The organism is Streptomyces sp. NPDC043878 (assembly GCF_056435735.1).
Window position 1 is genome coordinate 107,399 of the sequence record NZ_JBWKDW010000002.1, and the last position, 15,126, is coordinate 122,524.

A 15,126-nucleotide genomic window follows, 5' to 3' on the forward strand; every position below is an offset into this window, starting at 1 on the left:
CTCTCTATTTTTTCTCTCCCCCCCCCCCCGGTCCCCAACCCACACCCCACACCCACCCCCCCCCCCCCCCCCCCCCCCCCCCCACCCCCCCCCCCCCCCCCCCCCCCCCCCCCCCCCCCCCCCCCCCCCCCCCCCCCCCCCCCCCCCCCGGGCCGTGCCTTTTCACGACCGCTTCGTATTGCCTCGCAGGGAGAGAACGGGATGGGACTGACCGCGAAGATCCGCACGCGGGACGGATGGGCCGTGTCGCACGCGGTCGTCACGGTGACCGACGCGACCGGCTCGCAGGTGGTGCGCGCCGAGGCCGACGGCGACGGCGCCGTACGGGACGCGACCGCGCTCGCGCCGGGGGCGTACACCGTCATCGTCACGGCCGTCGGGTACGCGCCGGCCGCCTCCAGCGCGATCGTCACCGCGAGCGGACGGGCCGAGGTCGGCACGGTGACCCTGGCCCGGCAGGGCGGCGCCGAACTGCCGCCGCCGGGACCGTGGACCGTCGACCCGGCGCACTCCAGCGTGGGCGCGGTGGCCCAGCACCTGGGCATCTCCAGCGTGCACGGACGGTTCACCGACTTCGCCGCGTCGATCGAGATCGCCCCCGACGACGTGACCAAGTCCCGTGTGGAGGCGGTGATCCGAGCGGCGTCCATCGACACCGGCAACGCCACGCGCGACGCCCATCTGAGGTCCGCGGACTTTCTGGACGTCGACACCCACCCCGAGATCACCTACCGCTCGACCGGCGTCACGGCGGCCGGCGCCGGCCGCTGGACGGTCCGCGGCGAACTGGGCATGCGCGGGGTCGTCCGGCCGGTCGACCTGGACCTCGCCTACCTCGGCACCGGCTCCGACCCGTGGGGCGGGACCCGGGCGGCGTTCCGCGCGACGGCCGAACTGCGCCGTGAGGACTTCGCGATGAACTACAACCAGGTGCTCCAGGCGGGCATCGCGGCCATCGGTACGACGCTGCGGGTCGAGCTGGACGTCCAGGCGGTGCGGGGCGAGTCCCTGCCGCAGGCGTAGCGGCCGGCGGGGGGTCCGGCGGGCCGACGGGGAGTCCGGCAAGCCGACGGGGAGTCCGGCAGGCCGACGCGGGAGTCCGGGGCCCCGTACCTCGCGCCCGGCTCGCGGGCCGTACGCCGTCGTACTCCCCACCCGGCCCGGCGCTCGCGCCTCAGGAGCGCGCCGGGGGCCGTCCGTCGCGGTTCGCCCGGGTCATCCGGTTCACCAGGTCGTCGCAGAGGTCGCGGAGTTTGACGTTCCGGTCCATCGAGACGCGGCGCAGGCGCTCCAGGGCGAGAGTCGCGTCGATCCGCTCCTGCGCCATGAGGATGCCGATCGCCTGGTCGATGACGCTGCGCGAGAGCAGCGCGGTGCGCACGTCGGCGGCGGACTCCCGGCGGCGCTCGATGCGCAGCGCCGCGTTGATCGTGTCGGTGGCCCGGGCGGCGAACGTACGGGCCGCGTCCCGCCCCGGCCCCAGCGCTCCGGCCCGGACGCCGTAGAAGTTGATGGCGGCGCCCGCCTCTCCCTCCACGTCGAGCGGCACCGCCAGCACGCAGCGGACACCGGTGGACACCGCGTACGCCGGGTAGGGCGCCCAGCGGGACTCCTCCGCCAGGTCGGGGGAGTACTGCTCGGTCCGGCTCCCGGCCGCGTCCACGCAGGGCCCCGAACCGTTCTCGTACTGCCGCTGGTCGAGGCCGCTCGGCAGCCCGCCGCTGCCCGCCAGGGTCAGCAGCCGGTCGGCACGGCGCACCGTGATACTGCACGCGACGGCTCCCGGCACGTCCTGCACGGCCCGGTCGGTCAGGTCGCGCAGCAGCGTGTCGAGCCCGCTGTTGCGCACCATGGCCTCGTCCAGGGTCTCGCGCGTCTCAGCACTCATGACGTACGGATATCCCGGACCGGCCCGGACACGCCCGTCCGCTCAGGGGGCGTTGTTCGTGTCGATGATGCGGCGGGCGATGTCGCGCAGTTTGACGTTCTCCCGCTGCGAGGCCCGCACCAGGCTGTCGAACGCCTCGGCCGCGTCGATGTCGAGGCGTTCCATCAGCATGCCGGTGGCCTGGCCGATGAGGTCGCGGGTGCGCATGGCCTCGGTCAGCTGCTCGCGGGTGGTCGACGACTCCAGGGCGAGGCTGACGTGCGCGGTGAACAGCCGGCCGATCCGGGTGGCGGTGTCGTCGAAGGCGTTCGGCTTGCGGGCGTACACGGTGAGCACGGTGAGGCGCCGGCGGTCGGCGCGCAGACGCAGCGCCAGGGCGGAGCGCAGGCCGGCGTCGGCCAGGGCGGAGTCGGCGGCGTCGGCCTCGCTGTCCTCCACCCGCAGCACGGGCGTGGTCCACAGCCCGTGGTCCCGGCTCATGGGTTCGGCCTCCGCCGAGCGCACGACCTCGTCGGTCCAGGCGATCGTGCGACGGCGGCGGGGGCGCTCGATCTCCGAGATGCCGGCGTGTTCGGCTCCGGGCAGGATGTGCACGCCCAGCCGGACCGCGGTGCGCAGGGTGCTGTGCGGGGTGGCTGTCTCGTGCAGTTGGCGGGCCGCTGCCGTCAGCGCTTCGGCCAGCTCGAAACCGACCGGAAAACGGGGCAAATCAGGAAATTCAGGCGAAACCACCACGAACCTCTTCGGCATGCACGGCCAAAACGGCCATGCGCAGGAGAGCTCCGCAGCACATTCCCGACTGCGAGCACAGGACAGACAGCACTTTAGCCGCTCGCTTCCGCAGTCCCGCGCGCTCATGGTGGAATGACCCGACAGGTCAGGAAGCGGCCTACCGGAATCCGGACGGACGTCTGCCAGGTGAGAGCCGTGACCTTGATCCCGAAACCGCTCAATCTTCCCGACCGCACCGTGCTCCGTCTGCCCGCGGAGATCGATCTCGGCAACGCCGAAGCACTGTTCGGACACGTCATATCCGCCGCACAGGCCCGCGCCGGGCGACTGCGGGTACTGGTCCTGGATCTCTCCGGGAACGAGTTCATGGACTCCCAGGGCGTTCGTCTCATCGACGACGTACGGCGCCTGTTGCGGCTCCGGGTGCTCGTCCGGGTGGTGGCGGCCCCCGGCAGCGTGGCCGGCCGCGTCCTCGAACTGACCGGCCTGCGCCGCGACGTCCCGGTGTACGACAACCTCGCCGAGGCACTGGGTCCGTGGAGGTAGTGCCTGCCCTGGCGGTGCGAGCCGGCGGGTCCTTCCCCTCCCAGCACTAGGCTGGTCCCATGGCACCGAACATCGCGACGAACACGTCCGTATCGCTGGACGAGTTGCTGGACTTCGTACGGCCCCGGCACCACGCCGTCCTGCTGACCCGGCGGGCCGACGGAAGCCCGCAGAGCTCTCCGCTGACCTGCGGGGTCGACGACTCGGGGCGGATCGTCGTCTCGACGTATCCCGAGCGGGCCAAGACGCGCAACGCCAAGCGGGACCCCCGGGTCAGCGTGCTCGTGCTGAGCGACGACTGGAACGGACCGTGGGTCCAGGTCGACGGCACAGCCGAGGTCGTCGACACCCCGGAGTCGGTGGAACCCCTCGTGGAGTACTACCGCAACATCGCCGGCGAGCACCCGGACTGGGACGAGTACCGCGCGGCCATGGCCAAGCAGGGCAAGTCGATCATCCGGATCACCCCGGAGCGGTGGGGGCCGGTCGCGACCGGCGGTTTCCCGGCGCGGCTGGTGGAGGACCAGCCGTAGAAGCCCGGGGGCACCGTCTTCCGGCGGGCCACGGCGCCCGGCGGGGCGTGCCTAAGCTGGAGCGATGGACACGGAGGCGGTGCGGTCGTTCGTCCGGGCGGCCGAACTCGGACAGCTGCGGCACGCGGCCGACGAGCTGGGCGTGACACAGCAGGCGGTCTCCAAGCGGATCGCCGCCCTGGAGCGCGAGCTGGACGCCCGCCTGTTCACCCGTACCGCCCGGGGGGTCGAACTCACCCCTGACGGCCGGTCGTTCCTCCCGCACGCACGGAGCATCGTCGCGGGTGTCGATCGTGCCGTCACCGCGGTCGGGCCGGGTGCGCGGGCCCTGCGGATCGACGTGCTCGGCCTGCGCAGCGCGCAGGCCGTCGTGCTGCACGACTACTGGCGGGCGCATCCCGGAACCGACCTCGACGTGGTCACCCTCAGGGTCGACGACCCCCGGGTGGTGGCCGCCGCCGTCCGGGCGGGCGAGATCGACGCCTCGTTCCGCAGCGTCACCGATCCCGCCGCACTGCCGCCCGACGTGCGCATGATCCACGCCTTCCACTCCCCGCTGGAACTCCTCGTCGGCCCCGGGCACCCCCTCGCCTCCGCCCGCGCGCTGACCCCGCACCAACTGCGCGGGCTCCGCATCCGGGTGCCCGGTATCGCACCGGGCAGCGAATGGGCGGACTTCTACGACCAGCTCAGCACCGCGTTCGACCTCGGCGTCGACACCGCGGGCCCGAACTTCGGTGACGAGGTGCTCCTCGACGCCCTCGCGGACTCCGCCGACCTGGCCACCCTCGTCGGCGCGCGCGACCGGTACCTCTGGCCGGCCGGCCACGACCTGCGCCGCATCCCGATCGTGAACCCGGCGCTCGCCTACCCGCTCTCCCTCATGTTCCGCGGGACGAACCCCCACCCGGGACTCCACGCGGTCGTCAGACACCTCGCGGGCCTGGCCCCGCTGCCCGGGACGGTCTGGCTCCCGACCTGGGCGACGGCACCCGACCCGCTGCCGCTCAGGTCCCGGACCGCCTGACCATCGCCTCGATACCGGCCACCAGCAGGTCCAGGGCGAAGGTGAAGTCGCGGTCCAGCATCTCCGCCACCGTGTCGCCGCCGCGGGCCGCGACGATGTCCCGGGACTCCTGGACGGCGTCCGCGGTGTCGGGGGAGCCGGTCACCGCGCTCATGGCCTGCCGGAAGTAGTCGTCCGCGCTCACCCCGGCGTCCGCGACGCGGGCGAAGAAGTGGCCCTCGATCGTGCCGTAGCCGTACACGAACCGGAAGACGGCGGAGATCGCGCCCGTGACGCCGTGCGCGGGCAGGCCGGTGCGGCGGATGACCCGCTGGACCCCGCGGGAGAACTCCAGCGAGTTGGGGCCGATGTTGAGGTAGCGCCCGGCGAGCGGCGACAGCCAGGGGTGGCGCACCAGCAGCGCGCGGTATCCGGTGGCCAGCGACCGCAACTGCTCGCGCCAGTCCTCGTCGCCGGCGTCCGGGCCGGGCAGGCGCAGCTCTCCGAAGGCGGCGTCCAGGGCGAGTTCGAGGAGATCGTCCTTGGTGTCGACGTACCAGTAGACGGACATCGCCGTGACGTTCAGCTCGGCGGCGAGGCGGCGCATGGAGAACCTGTCCAGGCCGTCCGCGTCCAGCAGCCGGACCGTGGCGTCCGTGATCCGGTCCCGGTCAAGCCCCGACGGCTGTCCCCCGCTCCGCCCGCCACGGCGCGCCCTGCCCTCCAGCCAGACACTGGCCCGCGCCGCCCGCTGGGCTGCCTTCACCATGGCGCACCTTCCTCGACGTTCCGACGCCGGCCGGCTCGGGCGGACGCCGGACGTCCCGGTCCGCGACCGGTCACGGCGGGCCCCGGCCGCCCACCGGGCGGGCGACCACCACCTCGGAGTCTGCCCGCTCAGCCCTGTGCGCCAACGCCGCGGACACCGGCCCGCCGGGCGGGGACGCGGAGGAGGGCGGTGGGGACGCGGAGAAGGGCGGCGGCGGCGAGAGGAAGGAGGGCGGGACGCGGAGAAGGGCGGCGGCTCGCGCCACCGCCCTTCCCGTCGTCCGACCGTCAGCCGCTCGCCTGCCGGGTGAGGTCGTAGAAGGTGGCCGTACCGACCGTGACCTTCTTGAAGGTGCTCTCGACCCAGGAGGTGATCTGCGCGGAGGTGCCGTCGCTGCTGCCGCCCATGCCGCCGCCGGAGCCGCTGGAGATGTAGTAGTGGATCTTTCCGTCCGCCACGTACTTCTTGAACTGGGCCAGCGTGGGGGACGGGTCGGTGCCGTTGAAGCCGCCGATCGCCATCACCGGTTCACCAGTGGACAGCTGGTAGCTCGCCGCGTTCTGGGCGCCGATGGCGGCGGCGGCCCAGGTGTAGCCGCCGGAGCCGGTCGTCAGCAGCTTCTTGGCCGCGGAACTGACGGTGGCGCCGTTGAGCAGGCCGCCGGCACCGCCGCCCCCAAACATGCCGCCGCCGTCCCCGGTCTGGCCGCCGGGCATGCCGCCCTGCTGGTTCTGGCCCTGGCCCTGGCCCTGTGTGGTGCCATTGCCGTTCTGCTGGTTCTGGCCGGGCATGCCCCCACCGGGGAAGCCGTTGCCCTGCTGGTTCTGCCCCTGCGGGGTGCCGTTGCCCTGCTGGTTCCGGCCCGGCATGCCCCCGCCGAAGCCGCCGCCACCGCCGGGACCGCCGCCCCGGCCGCCCATCATGCTCGCGCCGGCCGGGCCGGCCGTCACGATGGAACCGGTGTGCGCGGAGTCCACCGTGCTCAGCGTGTACGCCGTCGGACCGGCCAGCGCGGCCACGATGCCCAAGCCCGCTGCCGCGAGCGCCAGTTGGCGGCTCACCCTGGCGGCGAAGACCAGGCCGAGGGCGCCGGCCAGGCCGCCGATCAGCACCAGCCACTTCAGCCACGGCAGGTAGTCGGGGGTGCGGTTGAGCAGGACGTATCCCCAGGCGGCGGCCGCCACGGCCGAGGCCGCGAGGGTGATCGACGCCCAGGTCTCGCCGCGCCTCTCCCACAGGAGCGCCGCGCCCATGCCGACCACGGCGGCGATGTAGGGGGCGAGGGCCACCGTGTAGTACTGGTGGAAGATGCCGGCCATGTAGCTGAAGACGACCGCGGTCATCAGCAGCGAGCCGCCCCAGACGAGGAACGAACCGCGGGTCACCGAGGTCCGCTTCAGCCGGCGGGTGGCCACCAGGCCCGCGACGAGCAGGATCAGCGCGGCGGGCAGCAGCCACGAGATCTGGCCGCCGATCTCGGAGTTGAACATCCGGTTCCAGCCGGTCTCGCCCCACTGCCCGGTGCCGCCGCCCCCGCCACCGCCGCCGACGCTGCCGGTCTCGTCGCCGCTGAGCCGGCCGAGGCCGTTGTAGCCGAAGGTCAGCTCCAGGAAGGAATTGTTCTGCGAGCCGCCGATGTACGGGCGTGAGGACGCGGGCCACAGCTCGACGATCGCGACCCACCAGCCGCCGGACACCACGATCGCGACCGTCGCCAGGGCCAGCTGCCCAAGCCGCTTCCGCAGATTCACCGGGGCGCAGACGCCGTAGACCAGGGCCAGCGACGGCAGGATGAGGAACGCCTGGAGCGTCTTGGCGAGGAACGCGAAACCGATCGCGACTCCGGCCCACACCAGCCACTTCGTACGGCCGTCCTCCAGCGCCCGGACCACCAGGTAGCAGGCGACCGACATCAGCAGCGCCAGCATCGCGTCCGGGTTGTTGAACCGGAACATCAGCGCCGCGACGGGGGTGAGCGCGAGCACGGCTCCCGCGATGAGACCGGCCCCGGGGCTGAAGCGGCGGCGCACCGAGGCGTACACCACGGCGACCGTGCCGACGCCCATCAGCACCTCGGGGACGAGGATCGCCCACGAGTTGAGGCCGAAGATCCTGACCGCCAGCTCCATCGGCCACAGCGAGGCCGGGGGCTTGTCGACGGTGATGGCGTTGGACGCGTCCAGCGAGCCGAAGAAGAAGGCCTTCCAGCTCCGGCTGCCCGCCTGGACGGCCGCGGAGTAGAAGGAATTGGCCCAGCCGGAGGCGCTCAGGCCGTACAGGTAGAGCGCCGCGGTGGCCAGCAGCAGGCCGAGGAACGCGGGGCGTACCCAGCGGGGGTCCTCGGGCCTGCCCCGCCACGCTCTGCGTACGAAGGGCTGCTGGGGTTCACCGGAGTCCGGGACGGGCGGCGGGGCCGCCGGTTCCTGGAAGGCCGTACCGCTGTGGTCCTGTACCGCCGTGTCGCCTGTCGGCGGCCCCCACGCGGAGGGACCGGGTCCCCCCTGCTGGCTCGTCCGGTCGTGGGTGGTCATCGGGATTCCCTCGGATCGGTGTCGGTGTCGGTGGGTCGCACGGGCTGAAGCCGCATGGTGGCGTCCCTCCAGGTGCGGTCCGCGGCTTCACCGGCGCGGAACGGGGTGGTGTCGTACGGGTCGTACGGAGCCCGCGGGCCCGCGGGGCGGCTCACGGCGTACGGGTGTGCCGTCGGCTGTTGCGGCAGCGGGCGGTACGGCGTGGTCGGCGCTGTCGGACGGGCGGGCTCGGCCGGGTGGTGGGAGGCCACCACCGTCGACTCGTCGCGGTCGGGGAACACCCACGCCCGGAAGAGCAGGAAGCGCAGCACCGTCGCCGCGAGGTTGGCCGCGATCAGCACCGCCAGCTCGGTGGAGTGCTCGGGGTCGCCGGAGGCCGCGTTCAGCGCGGCGAGCGAGCCACTGGTGAGGGCGAGGCCGATACCGAAGACGACCAGGCCCTGCGCCTGGTGCCGGACGGCGCCGCCGCTGCCGCGCACCCCGAAGGTCAGCCGGCGGTTGGCGGCCGTGTTGGCGACCGCCGAGACCAGCAGGGCGAGCGCGTTGGCGAGCTGCGAGCCGCCGAACTGCCGGAAGACGCTGTACAGCAGCAGGTAGAAGAGGGTGGAGAGGCCGCCGACCACGCAGAATCCGACGAGCTGGCGGGCCAGTCCCTTCGGCACGTCCTGGATCTCGCGGTCGCGGGGGTCGTCGCCGAACGGGCGGGTGAGCCGGTCCAGCGGCAGCGAACCGGTGGCCAGGGCCTTGCCCACGCGCAGCACCCCCCTGAGGTCGTCGGTCGCCGTCTTCACGATGTGCACCGTCGAGTCCGGGTCGTCGACCCAGTCGACGGGCACCTCGTGGATGCGCAGCCCGGCGCGCTCGGCGAGCACCAGCATCTCCGTGTCGAAGAACCAGCCGGTGTCCTCGACCAGCGGCAGCAGCGCCTGCGCCACGTCACGGCGGATCGCCTTGAAGCCGCACTGCGCGTCGGAGAAGCCGGCCTGGAGCGAGCCGCGCAGGATCAGGTTGTAGGAGCGGCTGATGAACTCACGCTTCGCGCCGCGTACGACGCGGGCGGAGCGGGCCAGCCGGGAGCCGATCGCGAGGTCCGAGTGGCCCGAGATGAGCGGCGCGACCAGCGGCAGCAGCGCGTTGAGGTCGGTGGAGAGGTCCACGTCCATGTACGCGAGGATCGGGGCGTCCGAGGCGGACCAGACCGTCCGCAGCGCCCGGCCGCGGCCCTTCTCCTCCAGCCGGAACGCCCTGACCTCCGGGATGTCCGCCTCCAGCCGTGCCGACACCCGCGGGGTGGTGTCGGTCGAGGCGTTGTCCGCGATCGTGATGCGGAACGCGTACGGGAACGTGCGCTTGAGATGCTCGTGCAGTCTCAGCACACACGGCTGGAGGTCCTTCTCCTCGTTGTAGACGGGGATCACTACGTCCAGGACAGGCGTACCGGCGTCTGTGGCCGGGAGGTGCTCCCGCGCCGGCAGAGTGCCGGGAGAAGAGTCGGTTCGCATACCGACGACTCTCGTCAGGCCCGCTGTTGTACCCATATGGCGGCGCTGTGCTGTGCCTGTGAGTGCGACTGCCAGTTGGTTTCCGGCGCCGGACGGGGCGGCTGCGGGCCGAGCGCGGGCAGGTGCACGGTGAACACGGTGCGCCCGGGGACGCTGTCGACGGTCACCGCGCCCTGGTGCGCGGACGCGACGGCCTGCACGATCGCCAGCCCCAGACCGGTGGAACCGGTGGCCCGGGAGCGCGCGGAGTCGCCGCGCGCGAAGCGTTCGAAGACCCGCGGGAGCAGGTCGGGCGGGATGCCCTGGCCGTCGTCCTCGACGTCCACGCACAGCCACGGCCCGCGCCGCTGCACGCGGGCGGTGACGGTGGTACCGGGCGGTGTGTGCGTTCTCGCGTTCGCCAGCAGGTTGACGAGCACCTGTTGCAGACGGGCGGCGTCCGCGGACACCAGCGCGGGTTCGTCGGGCAGGTCGAGGCGCCAGTTGTGGTCCCGGCCCGCGGCACGCGCGTCGCTGATGGTGTCCACGACGAGCGGTACGAGGTCGGTCTGCTCGAACTGGAGGGGCCGCCCGGCGTCCAGGCGGGCCAGCAGCAGCAGGTCCTCCACCAGGAACGTCATCCGGCCCGCCTCGGACTCGATCCGTCCCAGGGCGTGCCGGGTGTCCGGGCCGACCTGCTCCCTGCCGCGCCGGGTGAGCTCGGCGTACCCGCGGATGGAGGCCAGCGGTGTCCGCAGTTCGTGGCTGGCGTCCGCGACGAACTGCCGTACCCGCATCTCGCTCTGCTGGCGGGCGTGCAGCGCGCCGTGGACGTGGTCGAGCATGCGGTTGAGCGCGGCGCCGACCTGGCCGACCTCGGTGTGCGGGTCGGTCTCGGACTCGGGGACGCGTTCGCTGAGGTGCACCTCGCCCGTGTGCAGGGGCAGTTCGGAGACGCGGGTGGCGGTGAAGGCGACCCTGCGCAGCGGGCGGGTGGCCACGCCGACCAGGACGTACCCGGCGATGCCCGCGGCGACCAGACCGGCGGCGGTGACACTGAGTTCGACGAGGATCAGGGTGTCGATGGTCCCGTCCACGTCCGCGGTCGGCAGGGCCACGTAGTACGCGTCGCTGTGGTCCCGGTTCTCCATGTACTGGACGCGGTAGTCGCCGAGGCCGGGGAGCTCCACGGTGTGCGCCCTGCCGTCCCTGGAGACCGAGGCGAGGGCGGTCTTCTGGGCGGCGGTCAGGCTGCCGGCGCTCATCTCGTTGTCGTAGCGGTTGCGCTGCTTGGCGTAGCCCGAGCTGGAGATGGTGCCGTTCTTCACGTTCACGTACGCGGCGACCGTCTTGGGCTGCGTCGGCCCCCCGGTGAGGAGCCTGTCGACCTTCGCGGTCGGCGTGGTGGCGTTGTTCACGGGGGCCGTGCCGGTCTGGGCACCGCCGGGCAGCTGCCCCTTGCCGTTGCCCGGCTCACCCATGGGGCCGCCGGTGGCCCGCAGGGCGGTGTCCTTCACCTTGCCGTCCAGCTGCTGGTACAGGTGGTCCCGCAGCGCCAGCGTGGTCACCGTGCCGATCACCGCGCAGACCACGGCGATCAGCAGCACCGAGGCGACGACGAGCCGGGTCCGCAGGGTGCGCGGCTTGCCTGCTCGCTTCTGCGGTCGCGGCCGTCGTCGCCCGCTCATGAGACGGCGGGCTTGATCAGGTAGCCGGCGCCCCGGCGGGTGTGGATCATCGGCTCACGGCCGGCGTCTATCTTGCGGCGCAGGTACGAGATGTACAGCTCGACCACGTTGGCCTGGCCGCCGAAGTCGTAGGACCACACCCGGTCGAGGATCTGGGCCTTGCTGAGCACCCGGCGCGGATTGCGCATGAGGAAGCGCAGCAGCTCGAACTCGGTCGCGGTGAGGTGGATGTTGTCGCCGCTGCGCGACACCTCGTGGCTGTCCTCGTCGAGGGTGAGGTCACCGACGACGAGCACGGAGTCGGAGCGCCGGTCGGCCGCGCCGGAGCGGCGGATGAGCCCGCGCAGCCGGGCGACGACCTCTTCCAGGCTGAAGGGCTTGGTGACGTAGTCGTCGCCACCGGCGGTCAGGCCCGCGATGCGGTCCTCGACGGCGTCCTTCGCGGTGAGGAAGAGGACGGGCACGTCGGGCAGTTCGCGGCGCAGCCTGCCGAGGACGGTGAGCCCGTCCATGTCGGGCAGCATCATGTCCAGGACGACGGCGTCGGGCCGGAAGTCGCGCGCGGTCTGGATCGCGCCCGTCCCGTCACCCGCGCTCCGGATCTGCCATCCCTCGTAGCGCAGGGCCATGGACAGCAGCTCGGTGATCGACAGCTCGTCGTCCACCACCAGCACGCGGACGGGGCTCCCGTCCGGCCTCAGCAGTTCGGTGCGCCCCTGGGGCGAGGTCGTGGTCATGGTGGACACCTTGTCGGGGTCCTCTGAGAACACGCTTTCACCAATCTGTGATTTTCCTGAGAAACGCACAGGCGGCTCTCAGGGAACACCTGGGGGATGCCTTGCCGGCCGCCCCCCTGCCGCTGTCCCTCACGCCGGGGGCGGGCGGCCCGTCCGGCCGCCACCGCCACCGCTGCCGCCGCCGCTACTGCCGCTGCCGCTGCCGCCGCCGTCAGAACAGCCCGTCCTGGACGACGGCAACCGCTTCCCCGAACTCCTTCACCGGGACGGTGAGTTCGTCGGTCCCGACGGGGAGCAGGTCCCAGCCGGTCATGAGCCTGGTGTCGAGCACGATCACCCTGTCTCCGCTCACGAGGTGCAGGTCGGGGCCCGCGGCTGCCACCAGGCGGCCGCCGACCACGCCGCCCGGGACGAGTTCGGTCACGCTGCCGGCCGCGGCGGGTCCGCCCGCGAGCCCGAACACCCCGACGTGGTCGACGGGTTGGCAGGGCAGGCGGGCCAGGGACTCCGGCCAGCCGGCCAGTGCCACGGCCCGCGCGTGCAACTCCGTGACCTCAGCGACCCGTTCGGACTCGGTGAGCGGCAACTGGGAACGCGCCGCGCGCTTGTCGGCGTACGGGACGCGGTCCGGCACGCGGAGCGCGGCGCGCAGCAGTTCCTCGGTGCGGCGCGCGGCCATCAGCGGCCCGGCGCCCAGCCAGCTGAAGCAGACCGCCCCCTGCTCCAGCAGCCGCGCCGGCCCCCGTTCGAGCGCGGTGATCCCCACCTTGACCAGGCCGGGACCGAACCAGGCGAGATACACGCGGTACGGCCGGGGGTCGTCCGCGATGGTGTCCGCGGCCACCGAGTGCGCCCGGTCCAGCCGCGCGCACTCCTCGCACCGGGCCCCGGTACTGCGCCCCGGCACCACCGCCCGCACCGGACAGGCGTGCCCCCGCGCCCCCCGGCACGACCGCGCACCCGCCTCCGCGACCCCGAAGGCCACCCGCTTCCCCCAGGTCAGCGCACTGCGCCGCCCGCCGTCCCAGGTCAGCACGGGACCCTCCGCCGCCCACCGCAGCCCCGCGCACCTCCATGCCTGTGCCATCACCCCCGAGCGTAGGCGCCGGCACTGACAGCGACCTCCCGTCCGGGCTCAGCCCACGGGACCGGGGACCCGCACCGGCGCCGGTGCCTCCGCCGTGATCCGCCCGCGCTCCCGTCCCCGGCCCGCCAGCCGGCATCCGACACATCCGGGATGCCCGTCGCGCGCCGCGAGGTCCCGTACCCGCATGCCCCACTGCTCCCTGGGCCGGACGCCCGGCGGCTTGCCCCAGCCGGTGAGGTGCAGGGCCCAGGTGATCAGCACGCTCGCCGCCTCGATCACCAGTCCGGCCACCAGGATCGGGGGCGACACCGCGCAGATCCCCAGTCCCACGACGGCCGCGCCGGAGGTGGCGACGCCGACGCCGGTCCAGCCCGCGACCGTGTGCCCCTCGTCGTACAGGTGTGTGCTCATGTGCCTGCCTCCTGGTGGCGGCGGGCCTCCGCCGCGGCCGTGAGAAAATGGATGTCTCTCATGACGTAAGAGATTAACGGCATAAACATCTCACGAGCTAAGGGAATCAGGCAACAGGTATGTCCCCCACGCCCCGCCCCGCCGCCACCCCGGCCGAGGCGCTGTCCGCCATGGACTCGCTCGTCGCGGCCCACCTGCTGGGCCAGCAGGAGATGGCCCAGCGGCTGGGCCTCAACGTCACCGACCTGCTGTGCTTCGGCTGCGTCCTGAAGGCCGGCGAGAACCTGCTGACCGCGGGCGACCTCGCGGAACACGCCCACGTCACGACGGGCGCCGTCACCGGCATCCTCAACCGCCTCGAACGCGGCGGCTTCGTCACCCGCGTCCCCGACCCGGCCGACCGGCGCCGCGTGCGGGTGGCGGCCCAACCGGCCGCCGTGGCCCGCGTGCACGCCCTCTACGGCCCCTACTACGACCGCCTCAACGCGCACTTCGCCGACTACTCCCCCGCCGAGATCGCCGTGCTCACCGACTGGTTCACCCGCACGACCGGCCTGGCGCACGCGTACATCGAGGAGCTCCGGGACCAGGACGCGGAGCGCCCCCGGCCGTGACGTCGCCCTGGTGCGGGGCCCCACGGTAGAGCTGGCCCCACCCCCGGTCCGGTAGGAGGCTCCATCGCCCCGGCGGCCGAACAACGGGATCGTTGACCGCAGTTGATCCAGCACGGCCGGCACGGTCCGCGCGATCAGAGGTCTCGGGGGGCGCGGGCTCCCGCCCGGAGGGAAACGCCATGAAGACGAAGGTCACCGGCTCGGACACGGCACACCGGACGCCGTCCGCCCCCGGCCCCCTCGCCTCCTTCGTCCGGTTCGTGGGGTGCGGTGGCGGGGTGGGTGTCCTCTCCAGCGCCGCCGTCCCCCTGCTGGCCGACCGGCTGACCTGGGCCCTGGCGAACGCCGTCGTCACCGTCGCGTCCACCCTCCTGTGCACGGAGCTGCACGCACGCGTCACCTTCGGCACCGGACGGCGTGCGGGCCTGCGCCGCCACCTCCAGTCCGCCGGTTCCGCGACGGCGGCCTACCTCGCGACCTGCGCCGCGATGTTCCTGCTGCACGCGGTACGGCCGTCCCCCGGCCTGGTCCGGGAGCAGACCGTCTACCTCGGCGCGGCCGGCCTGGCCGGCATCGGCCGCTTCCTGCTCCTGCGCCTGTACGTCTTCTCCACCCGCCCGGGCCACGCCCTCGGAAGGACAGGCCTTACGGCCGCGGACGCCGGTGCGAGTGTCGGCGTCCGCGCAGGTGGCGGTGCGCATGTCGGCGTCCGCGCGGGTGCCGGTGCGCATGTCGGCGTCCGCGCGGGTGCCGCCGCCGCTGCCGGCGGTGGGCGTGAGCACGCCGTGTGGAAGGCGGCCGGCAGGCCCGCCCTGGCCGGCACCGCCTAGTCCGCCGGGCGGCCTACGACCCCTGCCCGGGGTCCGGCCGCGCCGGTTCGCCGCGGCCGCCGCCGGGGACGCGGCCGTCGGGCAGGCGGTCGTCCGGCAGGCGGCCGTCGCGGGAAGGAGCAGCGCGGCGCAGACGACGCCAAGGCGGACCGGGGCCCCGCGGAACATGTGGATCTCCCTGGTCGGGCGGGGTCCCGGCAGAGCGTCGGAGGTCCCACCGGTGACCGGCGCAGCCGTGCCGGTCACCGGGAAGGATCACGATCAACGCCCGTC

Annotated in this window: 15 protein-coding genes; 6 read left to right on the forward strand and 9 right to left on the reverse strand. The window is 73.3% G+C overall.

Annotation, left to right across the window (positions count from 1 at the left end):
* The first annotated feature begins 201 nt into the window (after positions 1-201).
* Complete coding sequence (locus tag AC07AZ_RS04165) at positions 202-1,023, forward strand: YceI family protein (RefSeq protein ID WP_478843599.1); 822 nt, start codon at positions 202-204, stop codon at positions 1,021-1,023.
* A gap of 151 nt (positions 1,024-1,174) precedes the next feature.
* On the opposite strand, the gene AC07AZ_RS04170 is transcribed toward AC07AZ_RS04165, so the two are convergent.
* Positions 1,175-1,888 (reverse strand): GAF and ANTAR domain-containing protein, encoded by a 714-nt coding sequence (locus tag AC07AZ_RS04170; protein WP_478843601.1) that lies wholly within the window; start codon positions 1,886-1,888, stop codon positions 1,175-1,177.
* A 42-nt stretch (positions 1,889-1,930) separates the two neighbouring features.
* A complete protein-coding gene (locus AC07AZ_RS04175; protein ID WP_478843603.1) occupies positions 1,931-2,638 on the reverse strand; it encodes an ANTAR domain-containing protein in 708 nt (235 codons plus the stop codon).
* Between the two features lie 177 nt (positions 2,639-2,815).
* Between AC07AZ_RS04175 and AC07AZ_RS04180 the strand changes: the two genes are divergently transcribed.
* From AC07AZ_RS04180 to AC07AZ_RS04190, 3 genes are all read left to right on the forward strand, one after another.
* Positions 2,816-3,166, forward strand: coding sequence for an STAS domain-containing protein (locus AC07AZ_RS04180; protein WP_478843605.1), 351 nt, complete (start codon positions 2,816-2,818; stop codon positions 3,164-3,166).
* 59 nt (positions 3,167-3,225) lie between these two features.
* Positions 3,226-3,699 carry a PPOX class F420-dependent oxidoreductase gene (locus AC07AZ_RS04185; RefSeq protein WP_478843607.1) on the forward strand — a complete coding sequence of 158 codons (474 nt, stop codon included), beginning with the start codon at positions 3,226-3,228 and terminating at the stop codon, positions 3,697-3,699.
* A gap of 64 nt (positions 3,700-3,763) precedes the next feature.
* Complete coding sequence (locus tag AC07AZ_RS04190) at positions 3,764-4,726, forward strand: LysR family transcriptional regulator (protein WP_478843609.1); 963 nt, start codon at positions 3,764-3,766, stop codon at positions 4,724-4,726.
* Here AC07AZ_RS04190 and AC07AZ_RS04195 read toward each other — a convergent pair.
* From AC07AZ_RS04195 to AC07AZ_RS04225, 7 genes are all read right to left on the reverse strand, one after another.
* Positions 4,707-5,474 (reverse strand): TetR/AcrR family transcriptional regulator, encoded by a 768-nt coding sequence (locus AC07AZ_RS04195; RefSeq protein WP_478843611.1) that lies wholly within the window; start codon positions 5,472-5,474, stop codon positions 4,707-4,709. The two genes, AC07AZ_RS04190 and AC07AZ_RS04195, sit on opposite strands and share 20 nt — an antisense overlap.
* 287 nt (positions 5,475-5,761) lie before the next feature.
* On the reverse strand, positions 5,762-8,005 hold the full coding sequence (locus AC07AZ_RS04200; protein WP_478843613.1) for an ArnT family glycosyltransferase: 2,244 nt from the start codon (positions 8,003-8,005) through the stop codon (positions 5,762-5,764).
* Positions 8,002-9,507 (reverse strand): bifunctional glycosyltransferase family 2/GtrA family protein, encoded by a 1,506-nt coding sequence (locus tag AC07AZ_RS04205; RefSeq protein WP_478843615.1) that lies wholly within the window; start codon positions 9,505-9,507, stop codon positions 8,002-8,004. Before AC07AZ_RS04205 ends, AC07AZ_RS04200 begins: the two co-directional genes overlap by 4 nt.
* Before the next feature lie 14 nt (positions 9,508-9,521).
* Positions 9,522-11,174, reverse strand: a complete 1,653-nt coding sequence (locus AC07AZ_RS04210; protein ID WP_478843617.1) for a sensor histidine kinase — start codon at positions 11,172-11,174, stop codon at positions 9,522-9,524.
* Entirely contained in the window at positions 11,171-11,911 is a 741-nt protein-coding gene (locus AC07AZ_RS04215) for a response regulator transcription factor (protein WP_478843619.1), read from the reverse strand. Before AC07AZ_RS04215 ends, AC07AZ_RS04210 begins: the two co-directional genes overlap by 4 nt.
* Positions 11,912-12,122: 211 nt before the next feature.
* Complete coding sequence (locus AC07AZ_RS04220) at positions 12,123-12,998, reverse strand: DUF2797 domain-containing protein (RefSeq protein ID WP_478843621.1); 876 nt, start codon at positions 12,996-12,998, stop codon at positions 12,123-12,125.
* A gap of 48 nt (positions 12,999-13,046) precedes the next feature.
* Positions 13,047-13,409 carry an HGxxPAAW family protein gene (locus AC07AZ_RS04225; RefSeq protein ID WP_478843623.1) on the reverse strand — a complete coding sequence of 121 codons (363 nt, stop codon included), beginning with the start codon at positions 13,407-13,409 and terminating at the stop codon, positions 13,047-13,049.
* Between the two features lie 119 nt (positions 13,410-13,528).
* On the opposite strand from AC07AZ_RS04225, the gene AC07AZ_RS04230 reads away from it, so the two are divergent.
* Positions 13,529-14,023, forward strand: coding sequence for a MarR family winged helix-turn-helix transcriptional regulator (locus AC07AZ_RS04230; RefSeq protein ID WP_478843625.1), 495 nt, complete (start codon positions 13,529-13,531; stop codon positions 14,021-14,023).
* 179 nt (positions 14,024-14,202) lie between these two features.
* Positions 14,203-14,853 (forward strand): GtrA domain-containing protein, encoded by a 651-nt coding sequence (locus tag AC07AZ_RS04235; protein ID WP_478843627.1) that lies wholly within the window; start codon positions 14,203-14,205, stop codon positions 14,851-14,853.
* The last annotated feature ends 273 nt before the right edge of the window (positions 14,854-15,126 follow it).